Source organism: thiotrophic endosymbiont of Bathymodiolus puteoserpentis (Logatchev) (assembly GCF_900127505.1).
Lineage (GTDB): Bacteria > Pseudomonadota > Gammaproteobacteria > PS1 > Pseudothioglobaceae > Thiodubiliella.
Genome location: NZ_UEXF01000058.1, coordinates 1 through 22,237, shown reverse-complemented (window position 1 = coordinate 22,237; position 22,237 = coordinate 1). Strand labels below are relative to the sequence as shown.

Annotated in this window: 39 protein-coding genes; 1 reads left to right on the top strand and 38 read right to left on the bottom strand. The window is 39.2% G+C overall.

Translation table 11 applies throughout. The annotated features are described in order from the left end of the window. Window positions 1-2: 2 nt before the first annotated feature. The 37 genes from BHECKSOX2_RS07475 to BHECKSOX2_RS07295 all read right to left on the bottom strand — a co-directional run bounded on the left by BHECKSOX2_RS07475 (window position 3) and on the right by BHECKSOX2_RS07295 (window position 20,693). Window positions 3-758 (bottom strand): sulfite exporter TauE/SafE family protein, encoded by a 756-nt coding sequence (locus BHECKSOX2_RS07475; RefSeq protein WP_245391353.1) that lies wholly within the window; start codon window positions 756-758, stop codon window positions 3-5. A gap of 14 nt (window positions 759-772) precedes the next feature. After that, on the bottom strand, window positions 773-1,498 hold the full coding sequence (locus BHECKSOX2_RS07470) for a DUF3530 family protein (protein ID WP_139683075.1): 726 nt from the start codon (window positions 1,496-1,498) through the stop codon (window positions 773-775). 12 nt (window positions 1,499-1,510) lie between these two features. Further along, window positions 1,511-1,957 carry a GatB/YqeY domain-containing protein gene (locus BHECKSOX2_RS07465; protein ID WP_090716859.1) on the bottom strand — a complete coding sequence of 149 codons (447 nt, stop codon included), beginning with the start codon at window positions 1,955-1,957 and terminating at the stop codon, window positions 1,511-1,513. A gap of 81 nt (window positions 1,958-2,038) precedes the next feature. Further along, window positions 2,039-2,254, bottom strand: a complete 216-nt coding sequence (gene rpsU, locus BHECKSOX2_RS07460) for a 30S ribosomal protein S21 (RefSeq protein ID WP_010646224.1) — start codon at window positions 2,252-2,254, stop codon at window positions 2,039-2,041. Window positions 2,255-2,265: 11 nt separating this feature from the next. Beyond that, the gene (gene rplQ, locus BHECKSOX2_RS07455) at window positions 2,266-2,655 is read right to left on the bottom strand and encodes a 50S ribosomal protein L17 (RefSeq protein ID WP_139683074.1); all 390 of its coding nucleotides are present in this window, start codon (window positions 2,653-2,655) and stop codon (window positions 2,266-2,268) included. Between the two features lie 9 nt (window positions 2,656-2,664). Next, window positions 2,665-3,645: a DNA-directed RNA polymerase subunit alpha gene (locus BHECKSOX2_RS07450; protein WP_139683073.1), complete on the bottom strand. Its 981-nt coding sequence runs from the start codon at window positions 3,643-3,645 to the stop codon at window positions 2,665-2,667. Window positions 3,646-3,655: 10 nt separating this feature from the next. Next, a complete protein-coding gene (gene rpsD / locus BHECKSOX2_RS07445; RefSeq protein WP_090716854.1) occupies window positions 3,656-4,282 on the bottom strand; it encodes a 30S ribosomal protein S4 in 627 nt (208 codons plus the stop codon). Between the two features lie 9 nt (window positions 4,283-4,291). Continuing rightward, on the bottom strand, window positions 4,292-4,675 hold the full coding sequence (rpsK, locus tag BHECKSOX2_RS07440; RefSeq protein ID WP_090716850.1) for a 30S ribosomal protein S11: 384 nt from the start codon (window positions 4,673-4,675) through the stop codon (window positions 4,292-4,294). A 15-nt stretch (window positions 4,676-4,690) separates the two neighbouring features. Beyond that, window positions 4,691-5,044, bottom strand: a complete 354-nt coding sequence (gene rpsM / locus BHECKSOX2_RS07435; protein ID WP_139683072.1) for a 30S ribosomal protein S13 — start codon at window positions 5,042-5,044, stop codon at window positions 4,691-4,693. A 124-nt stretch (window positions 5,045-5,168) separates the two neighbouring features. Continuing rightward, window positions 5,169-5,282, bottom strand: a complete 114-nt coding sequence (gene rpmJ, locus BHECKSOX2_RS07430) for a 50S ribosomal protein L36 (protein ID WP_010646235.1) — start codon at window positions 5,280-5,282, stop codon at window positions 5,169-5,171. Window positions 5,283-5,294: 12 nt separating this feature from the next. After that, window positions 5,295-6,593, bottom strand: coding sequence for a preprotein translocase subunit SecY (gene secY, locus BHECKSOX2_RS07425; RefSeq protein WP_139683071.1), 1,299 nt, complete (start codon window positions 6,591-6,593; stop codon window positions 5,295-5,297). Window positions 6,594-6,597: 4 nt separating this feature from the next. Continuing rightward, window positions 6,598-7,032, bottom strand: a complete 435-nt coding sequence (rplO, locus tag BHECKSOX2_RS07420; RefSeq protein WP_139683120.1) for a 50S ribosomal protein L15 — start codon at window positions 7,030-7,032, stop codon at window positions 6,598-6,600. Window positions 7,033-7,045: 13 nt separating this feature from the next. Then, the gene (gene rpmD, locus BHECKSOX2_RS07415; RefSeq protein ID WP_090716840.1) at window positions 7,046-7,282 is read right to left on the bottom strand and encodes a 50S ribosomal protein L30; all 237 of its coding nucleotides are present in this window, start codon (window positions 7,280-7,282) and stop codon (window positions 7,046-7,048) included. Further along, on the bottom strand, window positions 7,282-7,797 hold the full coding sequence (gene rpsE / locus BHECKSOX2_RS07410) for a 30S ribosomal protein S5 (RefSeq protein ID WP_090716838.1): 516 nt from the start codon (window positions 7,795-7,797) through the stop codon (window positions 7,282-7,284). The genes rpmD and rpsE overlap by 1 nt, the downstream gene beginning before the upstream one ends. Window positions 7,798-7,825: 28 nt before the next feature. Further along, window positions 7,826-8,167: a 50S ribosomal protein L18 gene (gene rplR, locus BHECKSOX2_RS07405; RefSeq protein ID WP_139683070.1), complete on the bottom strand. Its 342-nt coding sequence runs from the start codon at window positions 8,165-8,167 to the stop codon at window positions 7,826-7,828. A 23-nt stretch (window positions 8,168-8,190) separates the two neighbouring features. Continuing rightward, window positions 8,191-8,736, bottom strand: coding sequence for a 50S ribosomal protein L6 (rplF, locus tag BHECKSOX2_RS07400; protein WP_139683069.1), 546 nt, complete (start codon window positions 8,734-8,736; stop codon window positions 8,191-8,193). A gap of 12 nt (window positions 8,737-8,748) precedes the next feature. Next, window positions 8,749-9,144, bottom strand: coding sequence for a 30S ribosomal protein S8 (gene rpsH, locus BHECKSOX2_RS07395; RefSeq protein WP_090716831.1), 396 nt, complete (start codon window positions 9,142-9,144; stop codon window positions 8,749-8,751). A 12-nt stretch (window positions 9,145-9,156) separates the two neighbouring features. Further along, window positions 9,157-9,462 (bottom strand): 30S ribosomal protein S14, encoded by a 306-nt coding sequence (rpsN, locus tag BHECKSOX2_RS07390; RefSeq protein WP_010646248.1) that lies wholly within the window; start codon window positions 9,460-9,462, stop codon window positions 9,157-9,159. Further along, window positions 9,455-10,006, bottom strand: a complete 552-nt coding sequence (gene rplE, locus BHECKSOX2_RS07385; RefSeq protein WP_090716828.1) for a 50S ribosomal protein L5 — start codon at window positions 10,004-10,006, stop codon at window positions 9,455-9,457. Before rplE ends, rpsN begins: the two co-directional genes overlap by 8 nt. A 21-nt stretch (window positions 10,007-10,027) precedes the next feature. Then, a complete protein-coding gene (gene rplX / locus BHECKSOX2_RS07380) occupies window positions 10,028-10,339 on the bottom strand; it encodes a 50S ribosomal protein L24 (protein WP_139683068.1) in 312 nt (103 codons plus the stop codon). Continuing rightward, window positions 10,339-10,707 (bottom strand): 50S ribosomal protein L14, encoded by a 369-nt coding sequence (gene rplN / locus BHECKSOX2_RS07375; protein WP_090716822.1) that lies wholly within the window; start codon window positions 10,705-10,707, stop codon window positions 10,339-10,341. The genes rplX and rplN overlap by 1 nt, the downstream gene beginning before the upstream one ends. 17 nt (window positions 10,708-10,724) lie before the next feature. Further along, the gene (gene rpsQ, locus BHECKSOX2_RS07370; protein WP_139683067.1) at window positions 10,725-11,000 is read right to left on the bottom strand and encodes a 30S ribosomal protein S17; all 276 of its coding nucleotides are present in this window, start codon (window positions 10,998-11,000) and stop codon (window positions 10,725-10,727) included. Next, window positions 10,997-11,185, bottom strand: a complete 189-nt coding sequence (rpmC, locus tag BHECKSOX2_RS07365; protein WP_139683066.1) for a 50S ribosomal protein L29 — start codon at window positions 11,183-11,185, stop codon at window positions 10,997-10,999. The genes rpsQ and rpmC overlap by 4 nt, the downstream gene beginning before the upstream one ends. Then, window positions 11,185-11,595, bottom strand: a complete 411-nt coding sequence (gene rplP / locus BHECKSOX2_RS07360; protein ID WP_139683065.1) for a 50S ribosomal protein L16 — start codon at window positions 11,593-11,595, stop codon at window positions 11,185-11,187. The genes rpmC and rplP overlap by 1 nt, the downstream gene beginning before the upstream one ends. 11 nt (window positions 11,596-11,606) lie before the next feature. Then, on the bottom strand, window positions 11,607-12,299 hold the full coding sequence (gene rpsC / locus BHECKSOX2_RS07355) for a 30S ribosomal protein S3 (RefSeq protein WP_139683064.1): 693 nt from the start codon (window positions 12,297-12,299) through the stop codon (window positions 11,607-11,609). 10 nt (window positions 12,300-12,309) lie between these two features. Then, entirely contained in the window at window positions 12,310-12,645 is a 336-nt protein-coding gene (gene rplV / locus BHECKSOX2_RS07350; protein ID WP_139683063.1) for a 50S ribosomal protein L22, read from the bottom strand. Window positions 12,646-12,664: 19 nt separating this feature from the next. After that, window positions 12,665-12,934 carry a 30S ribosomal protein S19 gene (gene rpsS, locus BHECKSOX2_RS07345; protein ID WP_010646258.1) on the bottom strand — a complete coding sequence of 90 codons (270 nt, stop codon included), beginning with the start codon at window positions 12,932-12,934 and terminating at the stop codon, window positions 12,665-12,667. A gap of 8 nt (window positions 12,935-12,942) precedes the next feature. Beyond that, window positions 12,943-13,770: a 50S ribosomal protein L2 gene (rplB, locus tag BHECKSOX2_RS07340; RefSeq protein WP_139683062.1), complete on the bottom strand. Its 828-nt coding sequence runs from the start codon at window positions 13,768-13,770 to the stop codon at window positions 12,943-12,945. An 11-nt stretch (window positions 13,771-13,781) separates the two neighbouring features. Next, window positions 13,782-14,072 carry a 50S ribosomal protein L23 gene (gene rplW, locus BHECKSOX2_RS07335; RefSeq protein WP_090716800.1) on the bottom strand — a complete coding sequence of 97 codons (291 nt, stop codon included), beginning with the start codon at window positions 14,070-14,072 and terminating at the stop codon, window positions 13,782-13,784. After that, a complete protein-coding gene (rplD, locus tag BHECKSOX2_RS07330) occupies window positions 14,069-14,683 on the bottom strand; it encodes a 50S ribosomal protein L4 (RefSeq protein WP_090716798.1) in 615 nt (204 codons plus the stop codon). Before rplD ends, rplW begins: the two co-directional genes overlap by 4 nt. Before the next feature lie 8 nt (window positions 14,684-14,691). After that, complete coding sequence (gene rplC / locus BHECKSOX2_RS07325) at window positions 14,692-15,462, bottom strand: 50S ribosomal protein L3 (protein ID WP_139683061.1); 771 nt, start codon at window positions 15,460-15,462, stop codon at window positions 14,692-14,694. 26 nt (window positions 15,463-15,488) lie between these two features. Continuing rightward, window positions 15,489-15,800 carry a 30S ribosomal protein S10 gene (gene rpsJ, locus BHECKSOX2_RS07320; protein ID WP_010646263.1) on the bottom strand — a complete coding sequence of 104 codons (312 nt, stop codon included), beginning with the start codon at window positions 15,798-15,800 and terminating at the stop codon, window positions 15,489-15,491. A 94-nt stretch (window positions 15,801-15,894) separates the two neighbouring features. Continuing rightward, window positions 15,895-17,085: an elongation factor Tu gene (gene tuf / locus BHECKSOX2_RS07315; protein WP_139682596.1), complete on the bottom strand. Its 1,191-nt coding sequence runs from the start codon at window positions 17,083-17,085 to the stop codon at window positions 15,895-15,897. A gap of 24 nt (window positions 17,086-17,109) precedes the next feature. Then, window positions 17,110-19,212 carry an elongation factor G gene (gene fusA, locus BHECKSOX2_RS07310; RefSeq protein WP_139682597.1) on the bottom strand — a complete coding sequence of 701 codons (2,103 nt, stop codon included), beginning with the start codon at window positions 19,210-19,212 and terminating at the stop codon, window positions 17,110-17,112. An 18-nt stretch (window positions 19,213-19,230) separates the two neighbouring features. Further along, complete coding sequence (gene rpsG, locus BHECKSOX2_RS07305; RefSeq protein ID WP_010646273.1) at window positions 19,231-19,698, bottom strand: 30S ribosomal protein S7; 468 nt, start codon at window positions 19,696-19,698, stop codon at window positions 19,231-19,233. A 28-nt stretch (window positions 19,699-19,726) separates the two neighbouring features. Next, on the bottom strand, window positions 19,727-20,101 hold the full coding sequence (rpsL, locus tag BHECKSOX2_RS07300; protein ID WP_090715656.1) for a 30S ribosomal protein S12: 375 nt from the start codon (window positions 20,099-20,101) through the stop codon (window positions 19,727-19,729). 115 nt (window positions 20,102-20,216) lie between these two features. Then, complete coding sequence (locus BHECKSOX2_RS07295; protein WP_090715659.1) at window positions 20,217-20,693, bottom strand: low molecular weight protein-tyrosine-phosphatase; 477 nt, start codon at window positions 20,691-20,693, stop codon at window positions 20,217-20,219. A 43-nt stretch (window positions 20,694-20,736) separates the two neighbouring features. Here BHECKSOX2_RS07295 and BHECKSOX2_RS07290 point away from each other — a divergent pair, with 43 nt between their 5' ends. After that, window positions 20,737-21,717 (top strand): KpsF/GutQ family sugar-phosphate isomerase, encoded by a 981-nt coding sequence (locus BHECKSOX2_RS07290; RefSeq protein ID WP_180323651.1) that lies wholly within the window; start codon window positions 20,737-20,739, stop codon window positions 21,715-21,717. A gap of 70 nt (window positions 21,718-21,787) precedes the next feature. On the opposite strand, the gene BHECKSOX2_RS07285 is transcribed toward BHECKSOX2_RS07290, so the two are convergent. Continuing rightward, on the bottom strand, window positions 21,788-22,237 hold a 450-nt coding region (locus BHECKSOX2_RS07285), incomplete at its 5' end, for a transposase (protein WP_139682054.1).

Genomic DNA, 22,237 nt, shown 5'->3' with positions numbered 1-22,237 from the left:
CGCTAGAAACTTAAAACAAACACACCTAATAAGAGCAAAAATAAGGCAAAGCCTTTTTTTAATCTCTTGCCATTAATATTATGTGCAACCTTAGCACCAAGTGGTGCAAAAAAAATACTAGTCATAACAATACTGAGCAATGCTTTTATATGGATAAACCCTAATCCACTAGTAGTGCCTTCAACTCCAGTACCAATTATGATAAAACCCACACTGCCTACAATCGCAATCGGCATACCCACAGCCGCTGAAGTGGCAATAGCGTTTTTAATATCAACCTTATTGTAAGTTAAAAATGGCGTGGTCATTGTACCACCACCAATACCAACTATAGCTGAAACCAATCCGATAATATAGCCTGTTATTAGCCAAACCCATCTGTTTAAATTATCTGCATATCCAGAAGTGCTAATGCTAAACCACATTATCATTGCAACCATTATTTCAAAGATTGCAAAGAAAATTCGCAAGAAATCAAAACTCAAATATTGAGCAATAATCGCTCCGCTAAAAGCGCCTAATAAAATAGTAGGGGTGAGTTTTATGAAATATTGCCAATGAATAGCGCCATGGCGATGGTGCGCCCAAACGCTGGATATAGAGGTAAAAACAATCACTGCCAGTGCAGTGCCAATCGCTGTATGCATTAACACCACTTCTTGAACCTCAAATGCCAACACATACAACAATGCTGGCACGATAATCAAACCGCCACCCACACCAAACAGTCCAGCAATAAAACCAGAAAACGCACCCAACAGTAATAATAACGCTATTTCAACCAGGTGCTAACCTCATCAATCAACAAGGCATCCTTATCATTAAAAAAATGATCGGCATCCACTTTTTTTTGTGTGTAATATTTATTTTCTTTAGCGGCTTGCGCTCGCTCTTTAACAGATTTAAGCACGACTTCAATATCATCCACGCCATATAAATCTAGCATTGGGATGCGAATTTTACCCAAATATTTAACTGCTAAATCTGGCATCCCAATAGCAACAAAATATTTGATTGGGTGTTGCTGATTGTCTAAATAATGCGCACTCATTACACTGCCCAAACTATGAGATACAATTGCATCTGCATTTAACCCTTGTTGCTGTAAATAATTAATGGCAGATTTAATGCGATTGTCAGCTTGAGTTAGTAAAGTGATATATTCAACTGCTTCTTTATCATTTGCCAATACTGGCATTTGAACAGACAAGGTATGCCAGCCTTTTTCACTAAGTGCAACACGCAAAGGTTGAATGACTTGCGCCCAATCAGGGTGCACTCCTAAACCATGGACAATCAACGCTGCACGCTTAGTATTAGTTTCACTAGGGGTATAAAGCGACATAAATGGTTGTTTGTTAGCACTTAGCCAAACTACATCACCATCCATCAAACCATCTTCTACTTGTGATGCCCAGCGTTTTTCTTTAGCATAATTTGGCACAACCTGTGCAAATACAAAATTACTGATAAATAATAAAATTAATACGAACTTCATATAAGATTCTTTTTAAGAAAATTTAGAACGAATGATACTAGAGACAACACCCATATCAGCCTTACCTGCAAGCTGGCCCTTGAGTAATCCCATTAACTTGCCCATATCTTGCATAGAAGACGCGCCAGAATCAGCAATTGCTTTATCAACAACTTTACTTATGTCATTTTCTGAAAGTTGTGCAGGCATATAGTTGTTGATAACAACTAACTCTGCTTCTTCAATTTCGATAAGGTCAGTGCGGCCCGCTTCTTTGAATTGTGAAATAGAATCTTTGCGTTGCTTAACCATTTTCTGGATGACGGCTAATACTTGCTCATCAACAAGCTCGATACGCTCATCAACTTCTCTTTGCTTAATAGCGCCTAAAATCATACGAATAGCCTTTAGCCTCTCTTTATCTTTGGCTCTCATTGCTGATTTCATATCTTCGGTAATGCGTTGTTTTAGTTCTGACATTGTTGAGCTACTCCTGAATTAAAAAATCTCAGTAAAGACTGAGATTTTATTATTGTATATGAATTATCAAATAATATTACTTTAATACATTCTCTTGCGATGGATACGATTCTTGGCCATTTCTTTATGGGTGCGTTTGACTGCTGCTGCTTTCATACGCTTGTTAACCCATGTTGGCTTCTCGTAAAATTCTTTCTTACGAACATCTGTAATAACACCAGCTCTATCACAAGTACGACGAAAGCGTCTAAGTGCAATATCAAAAGGTTCGTTCTCTCTTACTTTAATTGAAGGCATAGTTTTTTCCTTTATGAATCTGTAGAATCGTCAGCAGGTGTGCCATCGAAATCAACTAATTGAACAATCGCCATTGGCGCTTTATCACCAGTACGAAAACCAGCTTTAAGAATACGGATGTAACCACCAGGGCGATCTTTGTAGAATGGACCTAACTGGGTGAATAATTTAGCCACTGAAGCATCATCGCGTAATTTTGAAAATGCATTACGACGATTAGCAACGCTGTCTGTTTTAGCTTTGGTAATTAACGGCTCAACAATACGACGAAGCTCTTTTGCTTTTGGCAAAGTTGTTCTGATTGTCTCGTGCTCAAACAATGAATTTGCCATATTCTTAAACATCGCCTTACGATGAGAAGAATTACGGTTTAGTTGTCTACCTGACTTTCTATGTCTCATGATATTTCCTTATTCACTCATTAAATCAACTGGTGGCCAGTTCTCAATGGCTGTGCCTAAATTTAGGCCCTTCTCAGTTAATGCTTCTTTAATTTCGTTCAACGACTTACGACCTAAGTTAGGTGTTCTCAATAAATCTTGCTCAGACTTCTCAATTAAATCACCAATGTAGTAGATTTGCTCAGCTTTCAAACAGTTTGCACTACGAACCGTTAATTCCAACTCATCTACTGCTGTTAATAATTGCGGGTCAAAATCATCTGAAGTTGGCAATGTCTCTTCTTCTTCAACCAATTCTAATTCAACAAATGAAGACAATTGGTCTTGTAAGATTGTTGCTGCACGCTTAATAGCTTCTTCAGCATTAACCGAACCATTTGTTTCCATTACAATGTTTAATTTATCAAGGTTAACTTTTTGATTAACACGCGCTGCGTCAACTGTGAAACTCACACGCTTAATTGGTGAAAAGCTTGCATCTAGTTGCATACCACCAATTGTTGAGGCTTCATCGTCACGCGCAACTGCTGCGTCATAGCCAATACCTGTGCTGATCTTAAGCGTTAGTCGCATATGACCACCTGCATTTATTGTTGCAATCACTTTGTCTTTGTTGAACACTGAAACATCTGTTGCGTTTGCTTCAATATCAGCTACTGTGATTTCACAAGGACCTTTCTTATCAATAACAACTTCTGCTGAATCAGAAGTGTTTAGCGCAACTGAAACTTCTTTAAGGTTTAACAAGATGTCTAATACATCCTCTTGAACACCTTCAATAGTTGAAAATTCGTGCATCACACCGTCAATCGCTACTTCTGTGATTGCAGAACCTGAAACAGAAGACAACAATGTTCTTCTTAACGCATTACCCAGTGTATGACCAAAGCCTTTTTCTAAAGGCTCAAGAATAACTCTATACTCGTTATTCGCTGTTTCTTTTGATTCAACCAACTTTGGCTTTAAAAAATCTCTTGCATTTCCTTGCATAATATGTCCTTTATTTTGAATACAATTCAACAATTAAATGCTCTGCAATATCAGATGACAAGTCATCACGCGCAGGAACATTCTTAAATACACCTTTTAGTGCTTTACTATCAACTTCAACCCATTCTGGCAAGTCACCTTGCTCAGCTAATTCCATTGCTAATTGAATACGGCTTTGTTTTTTTGCTTTTTCTCTAATAGAAATTTCATCATTAGCACCAACTTGGTAAGAAGGAATATTAACCGCCAAACCATTAACCAAGATAGCCTTGTGAGAAACCAATTGTCTCGCTTCAGCGCGCGTAGAGCCAAAACCCATACGATAAACAACATTATCAAGACGACACTCTAATAAAGACAATAGGTTTTCACCTGTTGAACCTTTCTTTTGAGATGCTTTTTTATAGTATGAACGGAATTGCTTTTCTAAAATACCATAAATACGCCTAACTTTTTGCTTTTCACGCAATTGTAAACCATACTCAGTACCTTTTTGTTGACGGGCAGTTGCACCGTGCATACCAGGTAATTGTGTAACTTTACATTTAGAATCTAACGATCTAATGCCACTTTTTAGAAACAAGTCCGTGCCTTCGCGACGGGCTAATTTACAAGTAGGTCCAGTATATCTAGCCATAATTTATCCTTATACTCTGCGTTTTTTAGAAGGACGACAACCATTGTGAGGGATTGGCGTTACATCTGTAATTGATTGAATTTTTAAGCCCTGTGCATTTAAACCACGAATGGCTGAATCTCTACCAGGACCGGGGCCTTTAACGCGAACATCTAAGTTCTTCATGCCAAAAGCCAATGCTTTTTCACCGCAATTGCCAGCTGCTACTTGTGCTGCAAATGGCGTTGATTTTCTTGAACCTCTAAAACCAGAGCCACCTGAAGTTGCCCAGCAAACTGCATTACCATGACGGTCTGTAATCATAACGATGGTGTTGTTAAATGTTGCATGAATATGCGCAATACCGTCAGTAACGACTTTTTTTGATTTTTTCTTTGTTGGTGCTTTAGCCATAATATCTACCTATGATTATTTAATTAAACGACGAGGACCCTTACGAGTTCTAGCATTTGTTTTAGTTCTTTGACCACGAAGTGGTAATGATTTTCTATGACGGATACCACGATAACAACCTAAATCCCTCAAGCGTTTAATATCCATTGCGATTTGACGACGAAGGTCGCCTTCAACTTCAAACTTCGCAACTGCACTACGAATTAATTCCAACTGGTCTTCAGCTAAATCTGATACTTTTGTTGCTGGGTCTAATTTAAGTTCGCTACAAATTGCTTTTGCGCGTGTATCACCAATACCAAAAATTGACTGTAAGCCAATAACAATATGTTTATGTGTTGGAATATTTATTCCCGCTATTCTAGCCATCTATATATCCTTTATTTCTATAAAATCAATCATGAATGTTCGTTTTTCTCTTATTTGAATTCACGACTTTAAAATTTGCAAAACGAACAATTATACTTTGCTAGCTATGCAATGTCAATGTCAATTAACCTTGTCTTTGCTTGTGTCTAGGTTCTTTACAAATTACACGCACCACACCATGGCGCTTAATAATTTTACAATTGTTACAAATCTTTTTAACTGACGCTCTTACTTTCATAATACTACCCTTCTAATTTAAACCTGATTTTTTCATTAATGACTCATACTGATTAGACATTAAATGTGATTGCGCTTGTGTAATGAAGTCCATCACCACAACAACGATAATTAATAAACTAGTGCCGCCAAAATAAAACGGCACATTCCAATACAAAATCAAAAACTCTGGCAACAAACAAACTGCGGCAATGTAGAGTGCACCTGAGGCTGTTAAACGCGACATAACAGAGTCAATATAATCTGCTGAGTTCTTACCCGGACGAATACCTGGAATAAAACCACCAGACTTACGCAGACTATCTGCAGTGTCTTTTGGATCAAAAGTTAGCGCTGTGTAGAAAAATGTAAAAAACACAATCGCCAACCCATAAAACAATACATATAACGGCTGACCCGGAGAAATGCCTGCAGTTAAATCGGCCAACCAACCCATCCCTTCTGATTGCGAAAACCAGCCACCCAATGTTGCTGGAAATAAAATAATCGAAGAGGCAAAAATTGGTGGAATCACGCCAGCCATATTGATTTTAAGTGGTAAGTACGAACTTTGACCACCAACCATTTTACGGCCTTGCTGACGCTTGGCGTAATTCACAGTAATACGGCGTTGTCCACGCTCCATAAACACCACAAAAGCAGTCACTAACAAAGTCATTGCTAACAATATAACAACAAAAATAACCGCCAATTCACCTGTAGAGACCAACGACAATGTTGAGCCTATTGCCGATGGCAAACCTGAAACAATACCAGCAAAAATAATCATTGAGATACCATTACCAATACCTTTTTCTGTAATTTGCTCACCCAGCCACATCAAAAATAATGTGCCTGTCGTTAATGTTATCACTGTTACCAAGCTAAAAGTGAAGCCAGTGCTTGTTACCAATGCCACATCACCAGCACTTTGAGATTGCAAGGCAATTGAAATACCGTAAGATTGAAACACCGCCAAAACGACAGTACCCAAACGCGTATATTGCGTAATCTTACGCTTACCGCTCTCTCCTTCTTTCTTAAGTTGTTCAAACTTTGGCACTACCGATGTCATCAACTGTATGATAATTGATGCTGAAATATAAGGCATAATGCCCAAGGTAAAAATAGACAACCTTTCTAGTGCGCCACCAGAAAACATATTAAACATATCCAAAATCGTACCCTGCTGGTCTTGCACTAATGAAGCTAGCGCAGTTGGCGAAATAAACGGAATGGTAATATGTGTACCCAGTCTAAAAACAATTAACGCACCCAATAAAAAGAGAATGCGCTTTGATAAATCTTGGGAAAGTAGGGGCGGTTGACTCATCTTGTTACTCGTTAACCGTTCCTTTGGCAGCTTCAATGGCTACTTTTGCGCCTTTAGTTGCCTTGATACCTGTTAATGTCACCGCTCTATTAATCTCACCAGAAAGCATTACCTTAACGCGCTTAATATTCTTAGTCACCAAGTTGTGTTTCTTTAACACATCAACCGTGATTTCTTTTTCCTCTAACTTATCAATCTCAGATAAAGTCACTTGAGAGGTAATAATCGAAACACGCGATGAAAAGCCAACCTTAGGAAGGCGACGCTGAAGGGGCATTTGACCACCTTCAAAACCGATTTTAGTAAAACCACCTGAACGAGCTTTCTGACCCTTATGACCACGACCACAAGTTTTGCCAAAACCACTGCCAATACCACGACCAACGCGCTTTCTAGTTCTTTTTTCACCTTCTGCAGGTGCCAATGTATTTAATTGCATAATATCCATAATCTTAATCCTCTACTTTAAGTAGATAAGAAACCTTATTAATCATACCTCTCACTTCAGGCGTATCAAGTAATTCTACTGTGTGATTAATACGCTTTAAACCAAGGCCTGTTATCGTTGCACGATGTGATGGAAGACGACCATAAAAACTCTTGACTAATGTCACACTTACCGTGTTTTTCTTTGCTGCTACTTTTTTAGTAGTAGGCTTCTTAGTTGCCACTTTTTTCTCTTCAGCCATTATATTTCTCCCCTAATCTCTTCAACAGTTTTACCGCGCTTGCTGGCCACTGATTGTGGGGATGACATTGATGTTAAACCTTCAATCGTTGCGCGAACAACACTAATAGGATTACGCGTACCGTTACATTTCGCCAAGATATTATGCACACCAACTGCTTCCAATACACTACGCATTGGGCCACCAGCAATAACACCTGTACCTTCTGATGCAGGCTGCATATAAACTTTAGCAGCGCCGACATTTGAAGTGATAGAGTAATAAAGTGTGCCGTCTTTTAATGGAACACTTTTCATGGCTTTTCTTGCCTTATCCATTGCTTTTTGGATAGCGGCAGGCACTTCACGCGCTTTACCCGTGCCATAACCTACTTTACCATTGCCGTCACCAACAACAACCAATGCAGAGAAGCCAAAAATACGGCCACCTTTAACTACTTTTACAACACGACGAATGTTAACCAACTTCTCAATGAAACCGTCATCATCTTTATTATTTTTTCTAAAATCTGCCATCTTTTACGCCTATTTTTATAATTTTTTATTAAAAGTTTAAACCGCCATCTCGTGCTGCTTCAGCTAATGCTTTCACACGACCATGGTATTTAAAACCAGAACGATCAAAAGCAATTTTCGTTACTTTTACTTTCTTTGCTGCTTTGGCAATCTCAGCGCCAATCTTAGTTGCTGCTGCCACATTACCGCCATTCTTTTCTTTCAAGCTAGATGCACTGACCAAAGTCTTAGTGCCACAGGCGCTAATGATTTGTGCATAAATATGCTGAGATGTCTTATAAACGCATAAACGCTCAATACCTCTCTCTGCGTGCTTAGCTCTAAATTTAGTTGCTCTTCTTAAACGAGCTTGTTTTTTTGAAAGTTTCATACTATTACCTTAATTATTTCGCTCTATTTCTTTTTCGCTTCTTTACGAACCACATATTCATCAGTGTAACGCACACCTTTACCTTTATAAGGCTCTGGCGGACGATAGGCACGAATCTCAGCAGCCACCTGACCTACTTTTTGCTTATCCATACCTTTCACAACAATTTCAGTTTGTGAAGGTGTCTCAGCAGTAACGCCTTCTGGCAAGTTATACTGAACTGGATGAGAAAAACCTAGTGTTAAATCTAAGGCTTTACCCGTTGCCTTTGCACGGTAACCAACACCGATAAGGGTTAATTTTTTTTCCCAACCTTCTACAACACCTTTAATCAAGTTAGCAGTATTCGCTCTTGCAGTGCCTGCTTGTGCCCATGCTCTCTTCTCCTCTTTTTTATCAGTTTTAGCAACATTAAATGTCAAAACATTTTCTGCATTAGCGATAACAACTGATGGATGGATTTCCATTTCCATTTGACCTAATTTACCTTTAACTGCCATTGTAGAACTATTTATTGAAACTTCAACGCCAGCTGGAATTTCGATTGGTGCTTTTGCAACTCTAGACATCTTATAACTCCTTTAAGAAATGCTACACAAAACTTCACCACCCACATTCTGGGTTGCTGCATTTTGTCCAGTCATTACACCTTTAGGTGTTGAAACAATAACGATACCCAAGCCATTCATGACACTTGGCATCTCAGTACTTTTGACATACACACGCAAACTTGGTTTTGAAATTCTTTTTAATGAATCAATAACGGGTTTGTCATCATAATACTTCAACTTAAGCGTCAAGGTTTTAGTGGCTTTTTCACCTACCACACTAAATGATTCAATATAACCTTCTTGCTGCATCACACTTGCAATAGCAGATTTTAAATTTGACGCTGGGATGTTGACTTCTTTCTTTTCAACCATGTGCGCATTACGAATGCGAGTCAACATATCAGCAACTGGATCAGACATACTCATATCAACAACCTCCTACCAACTTGCTTTAGATAAACCAGGCACTTCACCGTTCATAGTGCGCTCTCTCAATTTGATTCTAGCCAAACCAAACTTACGGTAAAAACCATGCGGACGACCCGTCAAACCACAACGAGAGCGTTGTCTTGTCGGTGAAGCATCACGCGGTAACGCTTGCAACTTAATCGTTGCTTGAAAGCGCTCTTCATCAGAAGAATTTACACTCTTAATAATTTTCTTTAACTCAAGGCGTTTAGTGCGGTATTTTTCAACCACTTTAGTGCGCTTGATGTCTCTATTTATCATAGACTTTTTAGCCATTTTCTTGTCCTTTAAATGGGAAGTTAAACATTGCCAATAGTTTCTTAGCGTCATCATCATTTTGTGCAGTGGTGGTGATAGCGATATCCATACCACGCACTCTTGTTACTTTTTCAAAATCAATTTCTGGAAAAACGATTTGCTCAGTTAAACCCATGTTGTAATTACCACGACCATCAAATGACTTCTCATTCAAACCACGGAAATCACGAATACGGGGAATCGCGATATTAACCAAACGGTCTAAAAATTCATACATCTTTTCCTTGCGAAGTGTTACTTTACAACCAATTGCACTACCTTCTCTTAACTTGAAACTCGCTACTGATTTACGCGCTATACATGTTATTGGTTTTTGACCAGCAATTAAGCTCATCTCGTCTACTGCATTTTGCAAAATTTTCTTATCACCTAATGCACTACCCAGACCCATATTAATAGTAATCTTTTCAATCTTAGGCACTGCCATTGGATTTTTCTGATTTAACTCTTTTTGTAAAGCAGGTAAAATTTCTTTTCTATATTGTTCTTGTAATCTAGCCACGGTTTTTTTCCTTTAACTGTCTCAAACGATTGAATCGCCGTTTGATTTAAAAAATCTTTCTTTATTGCCATCTTTGTCAGTGCGTAACCCAACCCTGTCTGCTTTTTTTGTTTTCGCATTGTAGATTGCTACATTTGAAACTGCCACTGGCATTTCTGTATCAATAATACCACCTGTTACGCCAGCATTTGGGTTTGACTTAACATGCTTCTTAGCAAGATTTAAGCCCTCAACTACAACTTTATTATCAGTGATTTTTGTTACTGTACCTATAGAGCCTTTGTCCTTACCAGCAATCAAAATTACTTCATCTTTTACTTTGATCTTATTCATTACAATACCTCTGGCGCTAGTGAAACAATTTTCATAAATTTTGCACTACGCAATTCACGAGTCACAGGTCCGAAGATGCGTGTACCTACTGGCTCAAGTTTTGTGTTTAATAATACAACTGCATTGCTATCAAAACGAATGCGTGAACCATCTGAACGACGAACACCTTGTGCCGTACGAACAACAACGGCGTCATACACATCACCTTTTTTTACTTTAGCACGCGGTGCAGCTTCTTTAATACTGACTTTAATCACATCGCCAATGTTTGCATAGCGACGCTTAGAGCCACCTAACACTTTAATACACATTGCTTTAACACCGCCACTGTTATCAGCAACATGAAGTTTTGTTTGCATTTGAATCATATCTTATTCTCTTTTAATTATGCTATGTGATCAACAGCCACTGATTTCTCAAGGACTTCTAACAATGCCCAACACTTAGTCTTAGAAAACGGCTTCGCCTCTACTACTCTTACTGTGTCGCCTACACTGCATTCATTTTTTTCATCATGCGCATGAACCTTAGTGCTACGCTTAATATATTTCTTATAAATGGGATGACGAACTTTACGCTCAATCATAACGGTAATAGTTTTATCACGACTGCTGCTAACAACTTTACCTGTTAATACGCGTTCTACTTTATTCTCGCTCATGCTTGTTTCTCTTTAATAATAGTTTTAACTTGTGCAATTGATCTTTTAACTTTTCTCAACTTTGAACCATCATCTAACTGTGCACTTTTATGTTGCATACGCAACTCAAAGTGCTCCTTTAGAAGACCCATTAAAGTGTCGTTAAGTGCAGGGACGTCTTGCCCTCTTAATTCTTTTACATCCATTACATTGCCATCCTTTTAATAACTTTTGTCTTTACTGGTAATTTTGCCGCAGCAAGCTGGAATGCTTCTCTTGCAATTGTCTCATCAACACCTTGCATTTCAAACAACATTTGACCCGGCTTGATTTGTGCAACCCAATATTCAACACTACCTTTACCTTTACCCATACGCACTTCTAATGGCTTCTTAGTAATAGGTTTGTCTGGAAATACACGAATCCAAATCTTACCCTGACGCTTTACATGACGCGTCATCGCTCTACGAGCAGCTTCAATTTGTCTTGCAGTCATGCGACATCTACCTACAGCTTGCAGGCCAATTTCACCAAAGCTCACCTTATGACCAATTGCCAAGCCACGGTTGCGACCTTTCATCATTTTTCTAAATTTTGTACGTTTAGGTTGTAACATTTGTCAATCCTTTATTTCTTAGCGATTTGGTTAGTAGCACCACGACGAGCAACCTCATCTAATGTGCCTTTCTTATGATCTAGAATTTCACCTTTGAAAATCCAAACTTTGATACCAATCACACCATATTGTGTGTTTGCACCATAATGTGCATAATCAATATCTGCTCTGAATGTGTGTAATGGCACACGACCTTCACGATACCATTCAGAGCGTGCAATTTCCGCACCATTTAAACGACCACTAACCATAATCTTAATCCCTTGTGCGCCCAAACGGGTTGCATTACCTAATACACGCTTAACTGCACGACGATACATCACACGCTTTTCTAACTGCTGTGCAATATTTTCGGCCACTAGACGCGAATCTAGCTCGGGCTTTTTAATTTCTTCAATATTGATATGTGCTGTCATACCCATCATTTTACTAACAATAGATTTCAACCCTTCAATATCAGCACCTTTTTTACCAATCACAATGCCAGGACGAGCGGTATGAATAGTTATTTTAGCATTGTTTGCTAGGCGTTCAATTTGGACACGACTAACAGAAGCAGATTTTAGTTTCTCAAATAAAAAATCTCTAACTTCAATATCAGATAACAAGTACTTAGAATAATCTTGAGAATTCGCATACCACTTAGAATCCCAATCTTTAACGATGCCTAATCTAATACCTTTTGGATTTACTTTTTGACCCATAATTTATACCTTATCCTGCACTTACGCCAACTGTAATATGGCTTGTTCTTTTTAAAATACGATTCGCTCTACCTTTTGCTCTAGGACGAATTCTTTTCATTGTTGAGCCTTCATCAATATAAACACTACTCACTTTTAATTCATCAATATCCAAACCATCATTGTTCTCAGCATTTGAAATCGCTGAATTTAATACCTTCTTAATAAGGACTGACGCTTTCTTATTGCTAAACGACAAAATATTGAGTGCCTCTTCTACCGACTTTAAACGAATTTGATCCGCTACCAATCGCGCTTTAAAAGCTGAGGTTTTTGCATATTTATGCACTGCTTTAACTTCTTTCATTTTCTCAATCACCCTTGTATTATGCTTTACGGTCGCCTGAATGTGCAACAAATGTTCTAGTTGCTGCAAACTCACCTAATTTATGACCAATCATTTGTTCGTTAATTGACACTGGCACATGTGCTCTGCCATTGTGCACTGCGATTGTTAACCCAATCATTTCAGGCACAATTACCGAACGCCTAGACCAAGTTTTAATTGGTTTTCTATCCTTATTTTCTTGAGCTGTTAATACTTTCTTGATTAAATGCTCGTCAACAAATGGACCCTTTCTTAATGATCTAGCCATAATTACCCTTATTTATTTCTACGACGCACGATAAGCTTATCAGTACGCTTGTTACTACGTGTCTTATAACCCTTAGTTGGTGTACCCCAAGGAGAAACTGGGTGACGACCACCACTAGTTTTACCTTCACCACCACCATGTGGGTGATCAACTGGATTCATTACAACACCACGAACAGTAGGCCTAACACCTCTCCAGCGTGTTGCACCCGCTTTACCTAATTTTCTTAAACTGTGTTCTTTCTTGGATACTTCACCAATTGTTGCACGACATTCTGCCAAAACTTTACGAACTTCACCAGAACGCAACCTTAAAGTGACATATGTACCTTCTTTTGCAATTAATTGCGCTGAGGTGCCTGCACTACGCGCCATTTGTGCACCCTTGCCTGGTTTAAGCTCAATACAGTGAATAACACTACCTAACGGGATGTTTGCGCATGGCATTACATTGCCTGCTTTAATAGCAACACTACTACCTGAAACAACCTCATCACCTACTTTCAAACCGTTTGGTGCAATGATATATTTGCGCTCACCGTCTACATACAAAACCAAAGCAATATTAGCGCTACGATTTGGATCGTATTCTAAACGCTCAACTTTTGCAGTAATATCATCTTTGTTGCGTCTAAAATCAATAACGCGGTAACGACGCTTGTGTCCACCACCTTTATGACGAACTGTAATCTTACCTCGGTTATTACGACCGCTAATTCTGTTCTTACTTTGTGTTAATGGTGCATAAGGTGCGCCATTATGTAAGTCTTTATCAACAACACTAACAACAAATCTTCTGCCGGGTGAGGTTGGTTTTCTTTTAATTACTTGTGCCATAATCTCTCTCTTTAAGATGCAGTCACATCAATCATTTGGCCTTCAGACACTTTTACCATTGCCTTCTTCCAATTGACACGACGACCAATCTTACCTTTAAATACTTTCTTCTTGCCTTTCACAACAGAAGTTGTTACATTTTCTACTGTAACACCAAATAGTGATTCGATAGCTGCTTTAATTTCTTTCTTATTGCTATCAACACGCACTTTAAATGCATATTGATTTTGTGCTGACAACAATGATGTCTTCTCAGAAACAATTGGCGCCAATAAGGTTTTTAATATTTTTTCTTGATTCATAGCATACCTTCCACTTTCTTTAATGCTGCTTCAGTAATGACAACATTTTCATAACCAATCAAACTAACTGGGTCAATACTTTGTGTATCACAAACACCAACATGGTATAAATTGCGTGAAGAAAGATATAGATTCTCATCTAACTCATCTGTCATTAATAAAGCATCTTTTACATCTAACGCTTTAAGCAATGCAGTTATATTCTTTGTTTTTGCATCTTTAACATCAAAAGTTTTAACCACTTTCAAACGCTCAGTACGCGCCAACTCAGAAAAGATAACACTAATTGCACCTTTGTACATTTTCTTATTAACTTTCTGTGCGTAGCTTCTTGGTTGCGCAGCAAATGTCACGCCACCTGAACGCCAAATAGGGCCACGAGAAGTACCAGCACGAGCACGGCCTGTACCTTTCTGTGCCCAAGGTTTCTTACCGCCACCGCTAACAGCACTACGATTTTTTTGTGCTTTAGAACCTTGACGACCCGTAGCCATATACGCTGTTGTCACTTGGTGAACCAATGATTGGTTATAGTCTCTTGCAAAAACAGACTCTGCAACTTCAGTAGAGCTAGATTTGTTTGTGCTTATGTTTAATACTTTTAATTTCATCTTAAACCTTATTCTTTTGCCTTAGTTTCTTCTGCAGTGTTATCTTTAGTTGATGCTACATTCTCTGCTTCTTTTGCCGCTGCTTCTTTTTGCTCTTGAAGTTGCTTACTGATACCGGCGTTCACTTTGTCTTTCTTGGCGGACAATCTTACTTTAACAAAGCCACTCTTAGAACCAGGAATTGCACCTTTAACTAATAATAAATTTCTATCACTATCAACTCTAATAATCTCTAAACATTCTTCAGTCACTTGCTCGTCACCCATGTGACCAGCCATTTTCTTACCTTTAAATACACGACCAGGCTCTTGACACTGACCAGTAGAACCAATTGCTCTGTGAGAAATTGAGTTACCATGTGTTGCATCTTGCATCGAAAAGTTATGACGCTTTACACCACCTTGAAAACCTTTACCTTTAGACTGCCCAGTAACATCAACATATTGACCTGCACCAAAAATAGATAGATCAAAACTTGTGCTATCGGCAATCTCGTTAGCATCTGCGCTAAACTCCCAAAGACCCAAACCAATGTCTTGTGAAGCCTTAGCATAATGACCTTTAGTCGCTGACGAAACACGACGCAATTTTGCTTCGCCTTTCTTGTTGACTTTAGCCCCAGTAGTTACTTGTATAGCGCTATAACCATCTACTTCCATTGTTCTTATTTGAACAACACGATTAGACTCAACTTTAATAACACTTACCGCAGTTGACGAACCATCGTCAGACAAGATACGCGTCATTCCTATTTTTTGTCCTACTAAACCAATTGCCATGATTCTATTCCTATAACTTATATTTGTTAATTAAGCTTAATCGCTACATCAACACCTGCTGCCAAATCTAGTTTCATTAACGCATCAACTGTTTTATCAGTTGGGCTAATAACATCCATCAATCTAACATATGTTCTTAATTCATACTGATCTCTCGCCTTCTTGTTAACATGCGGAGAAGTCAATACAGTAAAACGCTCTTTCTTTGTTGGTAAAGGGATTGGACCTCTAACACTTGCACCAGTACGCTTAGCAGTATCTACAATTTCAATAGCCGACTTATCGATTAAACGATGGTCAAATGCCTTTAATTTAATTCTAATGTTTTGATTACTCATCTTTAATAAATCCTATTAATAATTGACTTGTGTCTTTTAGCGAAAAACCGAGTATTATACAATAATATTTGGTCTTTCTGCAACTAAATTACCCTTAATCCGTCACCTTAGAGACAACGCCCGCACCAACCGTGCGTCCACCTTCTCTAATAGCAAATCTCAAACCATCTTCCATTGCGATTGGCGACAACAACTCTACTTCCATCTTGACATTATCGCCTGGCATTACCATCTCCACATCTTTTGGCAACTGACAAGCACCGGTTACATCCGTTGTTCTGAAGTAGAACTGTGGACGGTAGTTATTAAAGAATGGAGTGTGTCTTCCACCTTCATCCTTACTTAACACATAAATCTCAGCCTCAAACTTTGCATGTGGTTTAATAGAACCAGGCTTAGCCAATACTTGACCACGCTCCACATCTTCTCGTTTAGTGCCGCGAAGTAGAACACCGACATTATCGCCAGCCTCACCAGAATCCAACAACTTACGGAACATCTCAACACCTGTACAGATTGTTGTTTGCGTATCTCTAATACCAACAATCTCAATTTCATCATTAACATTAACAACACCTGCTTCAATACGACCCGTTACAACAGTACCACGACCTGAAATTGAGAACACATCTTCAATTGGCATAATAAAAGTTTTATCTGTATCGCGTTTAGGGGTTGGAATGTACGAATCTAGCGCTTCAACCAACTTAAAGATTGAAGGTACACCAATCTCTGATGTGTCACCCTCTAACGCCTTAAGTGCAGAACCAAAAATAACTGGTGTATCATCACCTGGGAAATCATACTCAGTCAATAATTCACGAATCTCCATCTCAACTAATTCTACTAACTCTTCATCATCAACCATATCGGCTTTGTTCATGTAAACAAGAATATAAGGTACGCCTACCTGCTTAGACAAAAGAATGTGCTCACGCGTTTGAGCCATTGGACCATCCGTTGCAGCAATAACGATAATAGCACCGTCCATCTGCGCAGCACCTGTAATCATATTCTTAACATAATCAGCATGACCCGGGCAATCAACATGAGCGTAATGACGATTCTCTGACTCGTACTCTACATGCGCTGTTGAAATCGTAATACCGCGTTCTCTTTCTTCAGGTGCATTATCAATATCTGCATAGTCGTTGAACTCACCACCGTTAGCCTCAGCCATAACTTTAGTTATCGCTGCTGTTAGCGTTGTTTTACCATGGTCAACATGGCCAATTGTGCCTACATTTACATGGGGTTTGGTTCTTTCGAATTTTTCTTTTGACATATTATTACTCCTGAATACTTTGTGTTATTTGTTTAATTTTTCGATGACATCATCGGCAACATTTTTCGGTGCTGCGGTGTACTTTGAGAATTCCATTGAGTAGCTTGCACGACCTTGAGTTGCAGAACGCAGGTCGTTTGCATAACCAAACATTTCAGCTAAGGGAACATCTGCTTTTAACTGTTTGCCATTAGGAAGGTCTTCCATCGCACCCACTAGACCACGACGCCTGTTTAAATCGCCCATTACATCACCCATATACTCTTCAGGAGTAACAATTTCAACCGCCATCATTGGCTCAAGTAGTTGAGGATTAGCCATTCTAACGCCTTCGCTCAAACACTTAGATGCAGCAATCTTAAACGCCATTTCATTTGAGTCAACATCATGGTAAGAACCATCATAAACAGTCACTTTCATATCAACCAATGGGAAGCCTGCTAGGACACCGTTTTCCATTTGCTCCTGAATACCTTTGTTAACCGCAGGTACATATTCCTTAGGAATAACGCCACCTTTAATTTCGTCAACAAATTCATAACCTGCACCTGGCTCTTGCGGCTCAATGCGTAGATAAACATGTCCGTATTGACCACGACCACCCGATTGTTTAGCAAATTTATGCTGATGTTCAACCATTGTGGTAATCGCCTCTCGGTAGGCAACTTGTGGTGCGCCAACATTACATTCAACATCAAATTCACGACGCATACGGTCAACAATAATATCCAAATGAAGCTCACCCATACCTGCAATAATGGTTTGTCCTGACTCTTCGTCACTTGAAACACGAAATGATGGATCTTCAGCAGCGAGTTTACCTAATGCAATACCCATTTTTTCCTGATCAACTTTGGTTTTAGGCTCAACAGCTAAGGCGATAACTGGCTCAGGGAATTCCATTCTTTCTAGCACGATTTTCTCTTTCATGTCACACAGTGTGTCACCCGTGGTTACATCTTTAAGCCCAATCGCTGCCGCAATATCGCCAGCACGCACTTCTTTAATTTCGTCACGCTCGTTTGAGTGCATTTGCACCATACGACCAATACGCTCTTTCTTGCCCTTGGACGAATTATAGACAAAATCACCTGCCTTTAACACGCCAGAATAGACACGGAAGAATGTCAGTGTGCCCACAAATGGGTCAGTTGCAATCTTAAATGCTAGCGCTGAAAATGGCTCATCATCGTCAGCCTTTCTAGGTGCTTTGGTTTCATCTTTGTCATCCAAAACACCTTCAATTGCGTCCACATCTAACGGCGATGGCATGTACATAATGATTGCATCTAATGCTGCTTGTACACCTTTGTTTTTAAAAGCGGAACCACAAAACATTGGAATAATATGATTACCAATACATTGAGAGCGAATACCTTCTTTAATTTCATCAGCTGACAATTCACCTTCTTCCAAGTATTTTTCCATTAACTCATCATTGGCTTCGGCTGCAGACTCAATCATAAATTCACGCTTCTCATCTGCTAAATCTTGCAACTCTGCTGGAATATCCTTAGTTTCATAAGTGGCGCCTTGGTCTGCTTCATTCCAATAAATGGCTTTCATGGTGATTAAATCAACCACACCTTTAAAGTCTTCTTCAGCACCGATGGCAATTTGCATTGGCACTGGATTTGCACCTAGACGAATTTTAATTTGCTCACAAACACGCAAAAAATCAGCACCCGCTCTGTCCATTTTATTAACAAAACCAATTCTCGGTACATTGTATTTATTGGCTTGGCGCCAAACAGTCTCAGACTGAGGCTCTACACCGCCAACTGCACAAAATAAAGCCAATGCACCATCTAATACTTTAAGAGAACGCTCAACTTCAATGGTAAAGTCAACGTGTCCTGGGGTGTCAATAATATTGATACGGTGCTCTTCAAACTGCTCGTCCATACCTTTCCACATACAAGTAGTTGCTGCAGAAGTAATGGTAATACCACGCTCTTGCTCTTGCTCCATCCAGTCCATGGTTGCACCACCATCATGTACTTCACCAATTTTGTGAGTACGACCTGTGTACAAAAGCACGCGTTCAGTGGTGGTTGTCTTGCCAGCATCAATGTGTGCCATAACACCGACATTACGATAGCGACTTAGGGGGTGATTTCTTGCCATTTTCTTAAATCCTTAAATTTACCAGCGGAAGTGGGCAAACGCTTTGTTTGCTTCTGCCATTCTATGTGTATCTTCTTTTTTCTTAAACGCAGTACCGCGGTTTTGAACTGCGTCCAATACCTCACCTGCTAATCTTAATTTCATACCTTTTTCACCACGCTTGCGTGATGCTTCAATAATCCAACGCATTGCCAAGGCAATTTTACGCTCAGACCTTACTTCAACAGGCACTTGATAGGTTGAACCACCAACACGACGAGATTTAATCTCAACTGCTGGTCCAATATTATCTAAAGCTTGCTTGAAAGTCTCAATTGGCTCGGCATTGCCCTTAGACTCGATTGTGTCTAATGCATCATAAACGATCTTCTCAGCTACAGATTTTTTGCCATCTAACATTAAAATGTTGACAAATTTAGCCAATACTAAATCACCAAACTTCGGGTCTGGTAGGATTTCTCTTTTAGGTGCGGATCTTCTTCTCATAGTTCTATTTCTCTTGTTTTAAATAAGTTTATTTCTTTGGTTTTTTAGTGCCATATTTTGAACGACCTTGCATTCTGCCGTCAACACCAACAGTATCTAATGCACCACGAACGGTATGGTAACGAACACCAGGTAAATCTTTAACACGACCACCACGAATCAAAATCACTGAGTGCTCTTGTAGGTTGTGACCTTCACCACCAATATAAGTCGTTACTTCGGCAGCGTTAGTTAATCTAACACGGGCAACTTTTCTTAGCGCCGAGTTAGGCTTCTTAGGTGTTGTGGTATAGACACGAGTACATACGCCTCGCTTTTGTGGGCAGCTGTCTAATGCCGGCACACCACTTTTTGTTATCTTCTTTTTGCGTGGATTACGCACTAATTGATTAACTGTTGACATAAATATTGTTCTCCAAAAATCTCTAAATAATTTTCATTAATATTAATCACTCTCGGTTTTTTGGAGCAATAAAGAGCGGGATTATACTGTGTTGGATTATTCTAGTCAATAAGTTTTATGTTTTTTTTACCAACTTATCCAATAAAAAACCACTGGCACGATTTAGCATCTCAAATACATCATCAAAACGCCCTTCAAAATATGGATCAGGCACACCTTTACCCTTATTTTGTGGAATGTTGTCAAGCATTAGAGCGAGTTTGTGTTGATGTTCTGATGGGCAAATATCTTGTAAATCCACTAAATTGCTAGCATCCATAGCAAAAATATAATCATAATGATAAAAATCCGACTCATGCACTTGTCTAGCACGCTGACTAGATAAGTCCACATTGTATTTATACGCTGCAACTTGGGAACGAGAATCAGGTTGCTCGCCAATATGATAGGCGTGTGTTCCTGCTGAATCAATCTCAAACAAATCTTGCACGCCGTACTTTTGCATTTGCGAGTGAAAAGCACCTTCGGCAGTTGGTGAGCGACAAATATTACCCATACAAACAAATAAAATTTTAGTTTTTTCCTTACTCATTACAATATAACTTAGATAAAATTCACCATTATATCAATTAAATATGCCCACTTACTCTATGCCAAATGATTTATTAAATTCTGCCAAGTCAGTTATTCTTACCGAAGCACAAGCCCTTACTCAGCTAGCCGAGAAACTTGACCAAAGTTTTGTAGATGCTTGTACACTTATTCAAAACTGCACAGGCAAGGTTATTTTAATTGGTATGGGTAAATCAGGACATATTGGTAATAAGATTGCTGCCACTTTTGCCTCTACTGGTACACCCGCTTTTGCAGTACATCCTGCTGAAGCAGGGCACGGTGATTTGGGTATGATTGAGCAAAATGATATTGCTATTTGCATTTCTTATTCGGGCGAATCTGATGAAATTATGACGCTTGTCCCAGTCATTAAACGCCTCGGTATTACTATTATCAGCATGACAGGCAACAAAGATTCTTCTATTGCAAAGATCAGTAATGTACATTTAGATGTTGGCGTGGAAAAAGAAGCTTGCCCACACAATTTAGCACCAACTTCATCCACCACAGTGGCGTTAGCCATGGGCGATGCTTTGGCAGTCAGTTTACTAAATAACAAAGGCTTTAGCCCAGATGATTTCGCCCGCTCTCACCCTAGTGGCGCACTTGGCAGACGCTTATTAACTTTTGTTAACAGTATTATGAAAACTGGCAATGATATACCCATCGTAAATAGCGATACCAAACTACTCAATGCCTTAATAGTAATGAGCCAAAAAGCCCTAGGTATGGTACTCATTACCGATGACAATACCTTAAAAGGCATCTTCACCGATGGTGACTTACGCCGCGTCCTAGAAACTCACTCCAACATCCAAACTCTAACCATCGGCAAAGTAATGACCAAAAACTACAAATCCATCTCAGCCGATAAACCTGCAATAGCAGCGGTAGCAATGATGGATGAATTTAATCTGAATTCACTGCCTGTGGTTGATGAAAATAATCAGGTAGTTGGTGCTATCAATACCCACACCCTAATGCAAGCAAAAATTATCTAAAAAATACTTAGTCGCCCCTTAAAAACCACTCCAAACAAACCAAAACCACCCATTTTTCCAACCATCTAAATCAACAAAACTGCTTTTTATCCAGCACCACAAAAAACCTTAGGTATTTTACAAAAAATAAGCCCAGTTTTTGCCAAAACAAAAAAATAGTGGCTATCACCAGCCATTTTCTCAAATTCCAAGCACAGGCAGCCATTAAAACATTAATCTCATCACCAACTTGCCCTTTGAGTAGGTTTCTAGAGAGTCTAAAATCTGATTTAAGATGTCCGATAATCGGCTCAATCGCTGCGCGTCTTTTACACAGTTTGCGCTTTTTGTCTTGTTGATAACGATTGTCTCGCTTAAGGGCTTTTTTAGGCAAAATGATGTTTGCACCGAGCACTACCTTTGCACCAACATAGCCTCGGTCGCATACCGCTTGTTTGATGGGTTTGTTTCTGTTGCTATTAGCATGGCTTATGGCAACATTTAAGGTTTTTGAGTCGTGAATATTTTTATCATGACTGGC

Excerpts from the sequence above, each read along its gene's own strand:
- BHECKSOX2_RS07470 (WP_139683075.1), bottom strand. The coding sequence starts at position 1,498 with ATGAAGTTCGTATTAATTTTATTATTTATCAGTAATTTTGTATTTGCA.
- BHECKSOX2_RS07465 (WP_090716859.1), bottom strand. The coding sequence starts at position 1,957 with ATGTCAGAACTAAAACAACGCATTACCGAAGATATGAAATCAGCAATG.
- rpsU (WP_010646224.1), bottom strand. The coding sequence starts at position 2,254 with ATGCCTTCAATTAAAGTAAGAGAGAACGAACCTTTTGATATTGCACTT.
- rplQ (WP_139683074.1), bottom strand. The coding sequence starts at position 2,655 with ATGAGACATAGAAAGTCAGGTAGACAACTAAACCGTAATTCTTCTCAT.
- BHECKSOX2_RS07450 (WP_139683073.1), bottom strand. The coding sequence starts at position 3,645 with ATGCAAGGAAATGCAAGAGATTTTTTAAAGCCAAAGTTGGTTGAATCA.
- rpsD (WP_090716854.1), bottom strand. The coding sequence starts at position 4,282 with ATGGCTAGATATACTGGACCTACTTGTAAATTAGCCCGTCGCGAAGGC.
- rpsK (WP_090716850.1), bottom strand. The coding sequence starts at position 4,675 with ATGGCTAAAGCACCAACAAAGAAAAAATCAAAAAAAGTCGTTACTGAC.
- rpsM (WP_139683072.1), bottom strand. The coding sequence starts at position 5,044 with ATGGCTAGAATAGCGGGAATAAATATTCCAACACATAAACATATTGTT.
- rpmJ (WP_010646235.1), bottom strand. The coding sequence starts at position 5,282 with ATGAAAGTAAGAGCGTCAGTTAAAAAGATTTGTAACAATTGTAAAATT.
- secY (WP_139683071.1), bottom strand. The coding sequence starts at position 6,593 with ATGAGTCAACCGCCCCTACTTTCCCAAGATTTATCAAAGCGCATTCTC.
- rplO (WP_139683120.1), bottom strand. The coding sequence starts at position 7,032 with ATGCAATTAAATACATTGGCACCTGCAGAAGGTGAAAAAAGAACTAGA.
- rpmD (WP_090716840.1), bottom strand. The coding sequence starts at position 7,282 with ATGGCTGAAGAGAAAAAAGTGGCAACTAAGAAGCCTACTACTAAAAAA.
- rpsE (WP_090716838.1), bottom strand. The coding sequence starts at position 7,797 with ATGGCAGATTTTAGAAAAAATAATAAAGATGATGACGGTTTCATTGAG.
- rplR (WP_139683070.1), bottom strand. The coding sequence starts at position 8,167 with ATGAAACTTTCAAAAAAACAAGCTCGTTTAAGAAGAGCAACTAAATTT.
- rplF (WP_139683069.1), bottom strand. The coding sequence starts at position 8,736 with ATGTCTAGAGTTGCAAAAGCACCAATCGAAATTCCAGCTGGCGTTGAA.
- rpsH (WP_090716831.1), bottom strand. The coding sequence starts at position 9,144 with ATGAGTATGTCTGATCCAGTTGCTGATATGTTGACTCGCATTCGTAAT.
- rpsN (WP_010646248.1), bottom strand. The coding sequence starts at position 9,462 with ATGGCTAAAAAGTCTATGATAAATAGAGACATCAAGCGCACTAAAGTG.
- rplX (WP_139683068.1), bottom strand. The coding sequence starts at position 10,339 with ATGAATAAGATCAAAGTAAAAGATGAAGTAATTTTGATTGCTGGTAAG.
- rplN (WP_090716822.1), bottom strand. The coding sequence starts at position 10,707 with ATGATTCAAATGCAAACAAAACTTCATGTTGCTGATAACAGTGGCGGT.
- rpsQ (WP_139683067.1), bottom strand. The coding sequence starts at position 11,000 with ATGAGCGAGAATAAAGTAGAACGCGTATTAACAGGTAAAGTTGTTAGC.
- rpmC (WP_139683066.1), bottom strand. The coding sequence starts at position 11,185 with ATGGATGTAAAAGAATTAAGAGGGCAAGACGTCCCTGCACTTAACGAC.
- rplP (WP_139683065.1), bottom strand. The coding sequence starts at position 11,595 with ATGTTACAACCTAAACGTACAAAATTTAGAAAAATGATGAAAGGTCGC.
- rpsC (WP_139683064.1), bottom strand. The coding sequence starts at position 12,299 with ATGGGTCAAAAAGTAAATCCAAAAGGTATTAGATTAGGCATCGTTAAA.
- rplV (WP_139683063.1), bottom strand. The coding sequence starts at position 12,645 with ATGAAAGAAGTTAAAGCAGTGCATAAATATGCAAAAACCTCAGCTTTT.
- rpsS (WP_010646258.1), bottom strand. The coding sequence starts at position 12,934 with ATGGCTAGATCATTAAGAAAGGGTCCATTTGTTGACGAGCATTTAATC.
- rplB (WP_139683062.1), bottom strand. The coding sequence starts at position 13,770 with ATGGCACAAGTAATTAAAAGAAAACCAACCTCACCCGGCAGAAGATTT.
- rplW (WP_090716800.1), bottom strand. The coding sequence starts at position 14,072 with ATGAATCAAGAAAAAATATTAAAAACCTTATTGGCGCCAATTGTTTCT.
- rplD (WP_090716798.1), bottom strand. The coding sequence starts at position 14,683 with ATGAAATTAAAAGTATTAAACATAAGCACAAACAAATCTAGCTCTACT.
- rplC (WP_139683061.1), bottom strand. The coding sequence starts at position 15,462 with ATGGCAATTGGTTTAGTAGGACAAAAAATAGGAATGACGCGTATCTTG.
- rpsJ (WP_010646263.1), bottom strand. The coding sequence starts at position 15,800 with ATGAGTAATCAAAACATTAGAATTAAATTAAAGGCATTTGACCATCGT.
- tuf (WP_139682596.1), bottom strand. The coding sequence starts at position 17,085 with ATGTCAAAAGAAAAATTCGAAAGAACCAAACCCCATGTAAATGTAGGC.
- fusA (WP_139682597.1), bottom strand. The coding sequence starts at position 19,212 with ATGGCAAGAAATCACCCCCTAAGTCGCTATCGTAATGTCGGTGTTATG.
- rpsG (WP_010646273.1), bottom strand. The coding sequence starts at position 19,698 with ATGAGAAGAAGATCCGCACCTAAAAGAGAAATCCTACCAGACCCGAAG.
- rpsL (WP_090715656.1), bottom strand. The coding sequence starts at position 20,101 with ATGTCAACAGTTAATCAATTAGTGCGTAATCCACGCAAAAAGAAGATA.
- BHECKSOX2_RS07295 (WP_090715659.1), bottom strand. The coding sequence starts at position 20,693 with ATGAGTAAGGAAAAAACTAAAATTTTATTTGTTTGTATGGGTAATATT.
- BHECKSOX2_RS07290 (WP_180323651.1), top strand. The coding sequence starts at position 20,737 with ATGCCCACTTACTCTATGCCAAATGATTTATTAAATTCTGCCAAGTCA.